This window comes from Candidatus Binatia bacterium, assembly GCA_026415395.1.
GTDB lineage: Bacteria > Desulfobacterota > Binatia > HRBIN30 > HRBIN30 > HRBIN30.
Genome location: JAOAHD010000025.1, coordinates 45592 through 55346, shown reverse-complemented (window position 1 = coordinate 55346; position 9755 = coordinate 45592). Strand labels below are relative to the sequence as shown.

The 9755-nt window shown below is 61.8% G+C and carries 7 protein-coding genes; 3 read left to right on the top strand and 4 right to left on the bottom strand.

The features are described 5' to 3' along the window. Positions 1–1252, bottom strand: a 1252-nt coding sequence (locus tag N3C12_16190) for a hypothetical protein (GenBank protein MCX8073955.1), incomplete at its 3' end; no start/stop codon positions are given. Positions 1253–1450: 198 nt separating this feature from the next. On the opposite strand from N3C12_16190, the gene N3C12_16185 reads away from it, so the two are divergent. Then, positions 1451–2026: a hypothetical protein gene (locus N3C12_16185; GenBank protein MCX8073954.1), complete on the top strand. Its 576-nt coding sequence runs from the start codon at positions 1451–1453 to the stop codon at positions 2024–2026. Between the two features lie 114 nt (positions 2027–2140). Beyond that, positions 2141–4537: a penicillin acylase family protein gene (locus N3C12_16180; protein ID MCX8073953.1), complete on the top strand. Its 2397-nt coding sequence runs from the start codon at positions 2141–2143 to the stop codon at positions 4535–4537. Positions 4538–4546: 9 nt separating this feature from the next. On the opposite strand, the gene N3C12_16175 is transcribed toward N3C12_16180, so the two are convergent. After that, complete coding sequence (locus tag N3C12_16175) at positions 4547–5446, bottom strand: LysR family transcriptional regulator (GenBank protein ID MCX8073952.1); 900 nt, start codon at positions 5444–5446, stop codon at positions 4547–4549. A gap of 258 nt (positions 5447–5704) precedes the next feature. Here N3C12_16175 and glmU point away from each other — a divergent pair, with 258 nt between their 5' ends. After that, a complete protein-coding gene (glmU, locus tag N3C12_16170; protein ID MCX8073951.1) occupies positions 5705–7138 on the top strand; it encodes a bifunctional UDP-N-acetylglucosamine diphosphorylase/glucosamine-1-phosphate N-acetyltransferase GlmU in 1434 nt (477 codons plus the stop codon). Between the two features lie 144 nt (positions 7139–7282). On the opposite strand, the gene N3C12_16165 is transcribed toward glmU, so the two are convergent. Further along, positions 7283–8053, bottom strand: a complete 771-nt coding sequence (locus N3C12_16165) for an energy-coupling factor transporter transmembrane protein EcfT (protein MCX8073950.1) — start codon at positions 8051–8053, stop codon at positions 7283–7285. Between the two features lie 6 nt (positions 8054–8059). Further along, a complete protein-coding gene (locus tag N3C12_16160) occupies positions 8060–9754 on the bottom strand; it encodes an energy-coupling factor transporter ATPase (protein ID MCX8073949.1) in 1695 nt (564 codons plus the stop codon). Position 9755 lies beyond the last annotated feature (1 nt).

The following is a 9755-nucleotide window of genomic DNA, read 5'->3' as shown; positions in this document are numbered from 1 at the left end:
GGTTTGTCGGTGTAGGCGTATTAGTCGGCGTCGGTGTGTCCGTTGGCGTCAGTGTATTCGTCACTGTCGGCGTGTTTGTCGGAGTCGCAGTCTCCGTCGGAGTGGGTGTCTCAGTCGGCGTCGGTGTAGCCGTCCGGGATGGAGTCGCGGTCTCTGTTGGGGTCGCCGTATTCGTCGGCGTCGCAGTCTCCGTCGGTGTCAGTGTGTCGGTCGGAGTCGCCGTCTGGGTCGCAGTCGGCGTGTTTGTCGGTGTAGGCGTATTAGTCGGCGTCGGTGTGTCCGTTGGCGTCAGTGTATTCGTCACTGTCGGCGTGTTTGTCGGAGTCGCAGTCTCCGTCGGAGTGGGTGTCTCAGTCGGCGTCGGGGTCATGGTCGGGGGCACACCTTCGAAGTCGTACACATCGATTTCTTGCCCGCTGACCTTGATGGAAAAGGCATCCACGTTCCCGTCAAAGGAGTTCCAACCGCTCCCCGCCTTGAACAAGATCGCCCCGAAAAAAGCACTCGGATGCACGCCAATATTGGGAAAACAGGCAATAATTTGCGCAAGGGTACACGGACTGCTTTGCGTGCAGCCCCCGGGCAAGCAAAGGTTCCCCGTAGAAACCTGCCCTCCGGTAGCCCACCACCCGTTCGCGGAAGTGTTCAATGTATCCCAACTTTGCCAGGTGGCGTTTTGCACCGGTTGACTAAGACCGGTAGCCAAATACGGCTCGAACACGAGCCTCCCTTGAAAGGACAGGTCGAAGTCGAAAACGTTAGCGTCGTACGGAATCTGCAAGGTCGGCAAAAGAACAGGCGACGACGCACTCGTTTGATATGTCGAGTAACTCAGCACCTCGAGATTCGCGAGCAGCAAACTGTTCCAGCCCAGGCGACCGAAGACAATTCCATCCGCCACGTTGTTCACCTGTAGTCTCACGCTTCCAAAGCCGAGCGGCGGAGTCCCCGGCCCGATGCTTTGAAAATTCCCGCCAGCCGTCGTACCGCTTTCGACCAAGAAGCCCCACCCGCCAGGACTGGTCGGCGAAACTACGTGGACAGCACCAAACGCGGCGATCGCCCAAACCCACACCACAAGCGGCGCCAGCCGTAAACCTGCAGAAAACACACCCAGCGCAATATTTCGAGCTTTCGGCCAAGCCCAAAAACCCCGAATAACCGCTGCCATAAGTCCCCCTACGCGCAGAAACACTGCCAACGATCCTTCGAAAGTTACGCCGTAAATGCCACACAAAACGCCCTCAGTCAATTGCCAAAACCTCCGCGCAGTTGCATTAAGCTTTCCTACGCAGCGAAGTCGGCAGCAACTCCCTTCAAATTTTTCCGGAGTTGAAGTACTGCTTGCTTGCCGAAGCGGGTCCCTGTGGGGACAAACGGAACCCAGCGCCGCCCGGCAGCGGAGTTTCAATGCAAGTGGACGAGTAGACTAGAAGGAGGTGGTCAGAACATGAAGGAACGTGTTTGGTTGTGGGCATATACGCTTGCCGCATCCGCGGTAATTACTGCCAAGGTTTACGCCTTCGAACCGTATGCGGCTGTGGATCTGGGCTTTGCCGCGCCAACGGAGAAGCTTCGGCGCACGGCGGATGTTGGCGGAGTGATCGCCCCTCGCGGAGGCATACGCCTGTTCACTCTCGCCGATAGCTTTACTTTTGGGATCGAACTTACACCGCAGTTTACCGCCATGCCTTTGGACAGCGGGGTTTCCACCAAAGGGCGCAATGTGCAGAGCGTGTTTTCGATCACCGGGGGCCCTCGCTTTGCGCTTTACGACGAGCACCTCGAGGTGTCGCTGGCCAGCGGTGGAGGTTACTACACCCACACCTTTGGGGTGATCGACGACGACGGTGGAGGCTGGTACTTGGCCGGAGCGTTGCAGTATCGCCTAGGTAACGGCAACACGCTCGGATTGTTCGCCCGACGCGACGAAGCACACATGCGCCCGGTGAAGGGCCCGTCGACCGATATTACCACGTACTTCACCGGCGGCTTGATCTTCCAGCACGTTTTTCCCGCCTGGTAGCCTGGCTTCTCGGCGCCGCCAGCTTCCACACCCACCGCCAGCGCGCCTCCCGACACGGGGAATTCCGTGCAGGCGGACAGGTGTCTTTTTCCGAGGACAAGGACGTAAGGAGCGATGGCAATCGAAACCAACCAACTACCCCCCAAGCGCCGCATGGCCACGCTGTTGCGCTTCCTCGTGGAGCGAATCCGAGGCACCCGCCTTCTAACCTGGCCAGCGCTCGCCCCAGCCCATCTGCCGCCGATGAATGCGGAGGTGGAAATTGTTCGCGATGCCCGTGGCGTTGCCCATATCTATGCCCGCACCGAGGCCGACCTCTATGCTGCGCTCGGCTACCTGATGGGTGCCGATCGCTTTACGTTGATGGACTTGCTCCGCCATCTGGGGGCGGGGCGCCTCACGGAATTGATCGGCAACCCGCGTTTCCCGCGCACCAGCCTGGTGTTCCCAGGGCGGTCGCTCCTCGATGTCGACGCCTTCGTTCGCCCGCTCGATTTCGAGGCCGCAAGCGAGCGGGACTACGAACGCGCCCCCGAACGCGCGCGCCGCGTGCTCGAAGCCTTCGCCGGTGGAGTCAACGCCGCACTCAAGGCAATGAACGGCATCTACCCAATCGACCACCTCCCCTTCGGACCCGTGCTTCCGTGGCGGCCGGCAGACGCGCTGTTGATCGCGCGCACCTGCGCCTTTTGCGTGGCGCTTGCGCCCCTCGACATTGAACTCGTGCTCGATGCAGTGCGCGGCGCCAATGGCGACGACCTCGCGCGAGCAGTCTTTCCGGAAGCACCTTGGGACGATGCCCCCGAGTGCGTTCCCGGAGTCATCCCCGAGCCCGAACCACCACTCCATCTGGAAGGCACCGGAAGCAACAACTGGGCAGTGGCCGGAAGCCGTTCGGCTTCAGGGAAACCTGTGGTCGCAAACGATCCACATGTGCCCTTCTTCCCCCTGCCGACTTTTTGGTACCACGCGCACCTCGAGTGCCCACAGTACCGCATCCAAGGTGGGCTGTTGCCTGGCTGCCCAGTGTTCCCGTTTGGCCACAATGGCTTCCTCGCCTGGGGCGTGACCACCGCGTATCGCGATGCGTGGGACTTGTTCCGCATCCACCGCGCACCGGATGATCCCAGCAAGTACCGCACCGCGTCCGGTTGGGGAAGCTTAAAAAAGCACCGCGAGCGACATACCGTGCGTTTTGGATCCGACGCCATGATCGAATGGGAAAGCTGCCCGCATGGAATCGTGTACCCAGGGTGGAAGCACCACGACGGTGTCGACCTCGCCCTCCGCTACGTGCCGAGCGATGCCGGGGCTTTCGTCCACGGCTTCCTCCGCCTCGCCGAGGCACGCACCGTGGCGCAGCACCGTGCGGCGTTGGAAGAAATCAATCTCGGCCCCTTCGACTTCAATCACGTCTACGGTCACGTGGACGGCACGATCGCCTGGGAACCGTACGGCCAACTCGTCGCTCGTGCCCGCAGCGGCCTGTTCGTGCGCGACGCTCACGATCCCACATCCGACTGGCGGGGCATGCTCCCCTTCTCCGAAAACCCGAAGATCATCAACCCGGCATCCGGCTTTGTCGCCACCGCCAACTCCTTCACAGACGAGACCCAAAGCCACCTCATCTCGTCCCGCGCACATGTGGAGCCCCTGTACCGCCAGCGGCGCATCGAAACCTTTCTCGCTGGGAACGATCGGCACTCCATCGAATCGTTTTTTGCCCTTCAGTCGGACATCGACAGCGACTACGGCACCGTCCTGCGCGATGCCATCTGTACGGCACTCGAACGCCGCTATGCACAACACGATGGGGTGCGCGGCGCCGCGTTCCGAGCGCTGCGCTCGTGGAACGGCCGCTTCGACACCGGCGCAGTCGCACCCTCGATCCTCGCGTGGTTGCAACGGGAGTTGGCCGACATTTGCTTCTTGAGTTTGCTCGGGCCCCAAGCCGGACGCCACTTTCTCCGTACCCGCCGAGCCATCCCCCGCGTGCATCGTTTGCTCGTCGATGCCAACGACCCGTTGCGCGAACCGGTAGAGAAGGCCGCGCGCCACCAGCTCCCAGAATTGGTGGCGCGGGCGTTCGAGCGGGCAATCGAGAGGCTCGAAAAAGTCTTCGGGCCCAACGTAAGCGAGTGGACCTGGGGTCGCGTGCAGCGTATTCGTCTCGCACTCTGGCTCGGAGAACTGCCTTGGATTGGGCGCTATTTTCGCGCGCTCGACGACAGCTTCCCGGGCGAACTCTACACCGTGAGCCCCAGTGTTGCCTTCCCGTTCGGCAACACACTGCGCGCCTTCGTCGGCGCCACCAGCCGCTTTGTCTGCGATCTCGCGAAGCCCGAGGAAGCCTATTTCGCGCATTCCTCAGGGCCGAGCGGCAACCCCAACAGTCGCTACTTCGATTCTTGCACCACCGACTGGCGCCGCTTCGACTACTTCAAATCTGCACTCTGGCAGCCCCACGAGATTCCCGACGTGGTCGAGCGCGTGATCGTGCCCGCTGCCTGAATGCAGTCGCTATTCGTGCAACTTCTGCAAGTCGGGGCGCTTCAAAACTTCGATGAACTTTACCGCCGCCGGAGACAAGTGCCGCCCCTTTTTGTGCACGATGCCGAGCGGACGTAAAATCGTTTCGTCAGCCAACTGCATGACCTTGAGCGTGCCATGCTCCACTTCGTGCTTCACCGAAGCAAGCGGCACAATGCTAATCCCCTGCCCGATTTCCACGGCCCGCTTGATTGTCTCGATGTTGTCGTACTCGCCGACATACCGCACTTGAATCTGCCGGTCGCGGAACAGTTGGTCGAGTGCCCTTCGCGTGGCCACCTCGCGCTCGTAGCCCACAAACGTCTCTCCGTTCAGGCGCGCAAGCGTAACTCGCTTTTGGTTCGACAGTGGATGATCCGGCGGACAAACCACCACCAGCTTGTCCTCTCGGAACGGCACAATTTGAATTTGCGGGTGCTTCGAAGGGTAAGCGACAATCCCGAGGTCGATCCGGCCAGCAATCGCGTCGTCGTAAATTTTGTTCGGACGCGAGTATTCCACGTGCACGTTCACCTGCGGGTACAAACGCAGGTACTCCTTCAAGTACGGGGGCAACTCGTGCAAACCGACGCTGTACACAATGGCCACCCGCAACGGCCCGCAAACAATCTTGGCACTTTCCTGGAGCTCCGTTTCGATCTGACGGTAGCGCTCCAAAATCTCCCGGCTAGCGCGATACAAAATCGCTCCTTCGGGGGTGGGTTTCGCACCCGCGCGACTCCGCTCCAGCAGCCGGCATTGGTACTTCATCTCCAGGTTACGCAATTGCTGGCTTACCGCCGATTGCGTAATGAAGTTTTGTGCCGCCGCTTGCGAAAAGCTCCCAGTCTCGACTACGTCGCAGAAGACCTTCAGCGTCTCGATGTGCATGGCGGCAAATGTTAGTGGACCTCATGCGGAAGTCAACCAATGTGCATGTAATCTTATTTTCGGCTGTCCACCCACCGAAAGCCTCTCCACGGTCGCTGGGAAATCCGACGTCAGGAGTTTCTGGCCGTCGGGCGGGCGCCGCAACGAAGAGGACTAGACAAAGCGAATGACTGTGGTGTAGACAGTAATATGTTGTCGAGATACCTCGAACGAAGGCAATGAGTTGATCCTCGTGCGAGGGTACAGCAAGGAGATTCTATGGCCGCTCTCGATCAGGTTGGCGCAGTGCTGCTCGCTGCTGGGCGTGGAACGAGGATGCGCACCGTGCGCCCCAAGGTGCTCCACGAGCTAGCCGGCGAGCCGTTGATCACCTATCCGCTACGCTTGTTGCGCTCTGTAGGTGCGGACCCTCTGGTGGTCGTGGTCGCGCCCGAGGCGGAGGAAACCCGAGTTGCCTGTGCACCGTTCACACCCCGTTTGGTCGTACAGCCGCGTCCCCGGGGCACTGGCGACGCCGTTCGGGTAGCCCTCGAAAGCCTGCCCGATTACGCAGGGGACCTGTTGATCCTCCCCGGGGACTTACCGTTGCTGCAACCCGACACCCTCCTGCGCTTACTGTCTCATCACCGCGCCGATCAGGCAGCGGTTACGCTTCTCACCCAAACCGTAGAGGATCCAACTGGGTTTGGCCGCGTAATTCGTGATGACAAGGGACACGTCCTCCTCATCCGCGAACACCGCGACACGACCGAGGCCGAACGGCGAATTCGCGAAGTGAACGTCGGGGTGTACTGCGTCAACTCGGCTGCACTCCGAGGCCTGCTCGTTCGCCTCGAGCCCAACAATGCCCAAGGCGAACTCTATTTCACGGACGTCATCGCCCTGGCGCGGGGCGCCGGCATGCACGTTAGCTCGGTTGCCGCCGCAAACGAGGAAGTGGCGCAGGTGAGCAATCTGAGTGACCTGGCGCACTGCGAGGCCCTTCTGCGCAGGCGGATCTCCCACAAGTGGATGCTCCACGGGGTCACAATTGTCGACCCTGCCACAGCATACATCGGCCCCCAGGTGGAGTTATCGCCCGACGTCGTCATTGGCCCGAACGTGCTGCTGTACGGACGCACCTCGGTTGCCTCCGGCACACGCTTCGACGGCAGTGCACGCGTCGTCGATTCCCGCATTGGTCCGAACTGCCACATCAAGTTCGGCGTCGTCATGCAGGAAGCGGAACTCGCTGAGGACGTCGTGGTCGGCCCCTTCGCCCAGCTACGCCCAGGAACGCGGCTCGGCCCCCGCGTGCATATCGGCGACTTCGTGGAAACGAAAAATGCCGTGCTTGCCGCGGGTGTCAAAGCCAACCACCTGGCGTACTTGGGCGACGTCGACGTCGGCGAAGAAACGAACATCGGCGCAGGCACGATCACGTGCAACTACGATGGCTTTCGCAAGTACAGGACGGTCATTGGCGCCCGCGTGCAAGTTGGAAGCGATTCCCAACTGGTGGCTCCTGTTGCGGTTGGGGACGATGCGTATGTGGCCACGGGCACCACGGTCCGGAAGGACGTGCCGGCAGGCGCCCTCGTGTACAACCCCAAGCCCCAAAAGGAGCGGCTCGGCTGGGTTGCCGCTCGCCGCTCTCGCGAAGCCCGCAAAGGCAACGGCCAAGAAGGGGGATCACCCGAAGAATCCGGCTGACCAGCCTACGCGTGCGCGCTTCCCGCCACGTGCCATCTCCTTCTGGCAGCGCGGCTCCGATGCCTCCCGCACGATCCGGTCCGACCAGCGGGTGGGTTGCCAACCGGGCTCCAACCAATTTGCCGCTCCTCCGCGGCGCGAGTGTCAAGACACCACCGGGCGGCGCACCCACAACCACAACGCGGCGAGCACCACGGAAACGGCGAGAGCGACAATCTCGCGCCAGCCGAAGTCGTAAGTCCGAAAACTGGTTCGAGGCCCCCGCCGCTGAAATCCGCGTGCCTCCAGCGCCATGGCCATAAGATCGGCTCGTCGCAGCGCTCCGATGAATACCGGCACAATCACCGGCACATAACGCGCGATCCTCTGGAGCCAACTCCCGCGATCAAAATCGAACCCGCGACACCGCTGCGCTTGCACCACCGAGACGGCGGCATCGACGAACACCGGAACGAGCCGAAATGCCAGCGTGAAGGTGAAACCCAATTTGGCGGGCACGCCCACCATGCGCAGAGCATCGGCAAATTCCTCCACCCGGGTGGTCGAGAGAAATAACAAACCGCAAAGGAAAAATGTGGTCAACTTGCACGCCATGGCGAGCGCAAACACCGCGCCGTCGGGACCGGGATGCACTGGCCCAAAAGAAAACCACGGCTGCGCACTGTTGAAAAATAAGGTCCACACCACAAAGGTCATCGCGAACACCAGGGCAAGAAACCAACGAAAGCGCCAAGCATTGGCACCGACTCCACCAGCCCAGAACAAGCCGAGCACGAACGCACCCAAGGGAATGCTTTGCGCTGGCCGCTCGGCGACAAATGCGGCAATGAAAAAGCAAAGCACGCCGAACATCTTGGCGACCGGATGCAGGCGATGGAGTGCGGAGGTGCTCGGGATGTAGAGACTGAGATTCATCGTCCCTCAGCCGCCTCGTAGGATGTCCACAAGTTCGTCCGCCGAACGCACCGACAAGCCATAGCGTTGCCCAAGCTCCACCGCGGCGGGCACCCGCAAGCGGGCTGACTCCAGCAATTCTCGCTGTGCGAAGAGTTCGGCAACGGAGCCATCGAAGACGAGCCGCCCACTGCGCAGCAACAGCACGCGCTTTGCGTATTCGGCGGCCAGCCACACGCTGTGGGTGATGATGATCACGGCCATACCCTGGGTCTGGAGTTTACGCACCAGCTCCATCATTTGACGCTGTTCCCGATAGTCGAGGCCAGTGGTGGGCTCGTCCAACACCAATACCTCCGGGCGCAGCGCCAGCAACGAAGCCACCGCCAGCCGTTGCCGTTCTCCTTTGGTGAGCCAAAAGGGATCGTCATCCGCACGCGGCAGCAAATCCACAGCCGTTAGCGCCTCTCCGACTCGAGCCTGGACCTCCTCCGCGGATAACCCGACGTTGCGCGGGCCGAACGCCACCTCGTCGTACACGCGATCGGCAAAGATTTGATAGTCGGGGTTCTGGAACACGTAACCGACAGCCGCTGCCCGCTTGCTCAGGGGCAGCTCCGCAAGCGGCACACCCCGCCAGCGCACCTCGCCTGCGGCGGGAGGTAGCAGCCCGTTCAAACACTTCGCCAGCGTGGTCTTGCCGGAGCCGTTCTGCCCGAGCAAGGCGATCAACTCCCCCGCGCGCACCGAAAAGGAAATGTTTTCCAGCGCCGGCTGCGCGGCGTCCCGATATCGCACCGACACGCGATCGACCTCCAACAGTGGCGGGGCCGCCCCGCGCACCGGCTCTCGGTCTCGAGCAGCACTTTCTACCGGTTGCACCTTCGCAATCTGCGCTTCGAGCTTGGCTGCCGCCGCCTCGATGGTCGTTGGCACCTCCGGCCAGCCGTAACCCTTGGCCAACACGGCAGTGTCCGGCGGCCGTACGGCACAGCGAAGACAGAGCTCGACATCGCGCAAGAGCTCTCCGGGAGACCCCTGGCGCACCACCTCGCCCCCCACCATGAAGACAAGCCAATCAGCCATCTCTGCCGCAAAGGTTTCATGCTCCACGACAACTAACGTGCGCCCTTGCGCACGCAGCGCCGCCAAAACGGCTAACACCTCCTCCTTGCCTGCAGGGTCCAAGTCCGTCGTCGGCTCATCGAAAACCAGGAGTTCCGGCTCCAAAGCCAACATTGAGGCAATTGCCAGGCGCTGTTTCTCCCCACCGGAGAGCGTCGCCGGATCCCGCTGTTCGAACCCCTCGAGCCCCACGGCACGCATCGCCCGGCGTACGCGCTCGCGCATTGCCGCGGGCGCAATGCCGAACTGCTCTAGGGCAAAGGCTACCTCGCACTCTACCGAGGTGGAAAACAACTGGGCTTCGAAGTCCTGCGCCACGAGGCCAATGCGACCGGCAAAATCCGCCACGGTCTCGTTGCTGCAGCGTTGCCCGAGAAGCCACACCTCGCCGCGCAACGAGCCCGATTGGAAGGCAGGCACGGTGCGATTCAGAATCTTGGCCAGGGTGCTTTTGCCCGCGTGGCTCGGCCCCATCACCACCACCATTTGACCGCGCCCCACCGCCAAGTTCACCTCGCGCAGCGCAGGCTCGCTCGCGCCGTCGTATACGAAGCTCACTCCACGCAAGCAGACCGCAAGTTCGCTTGCCGCCTTCACG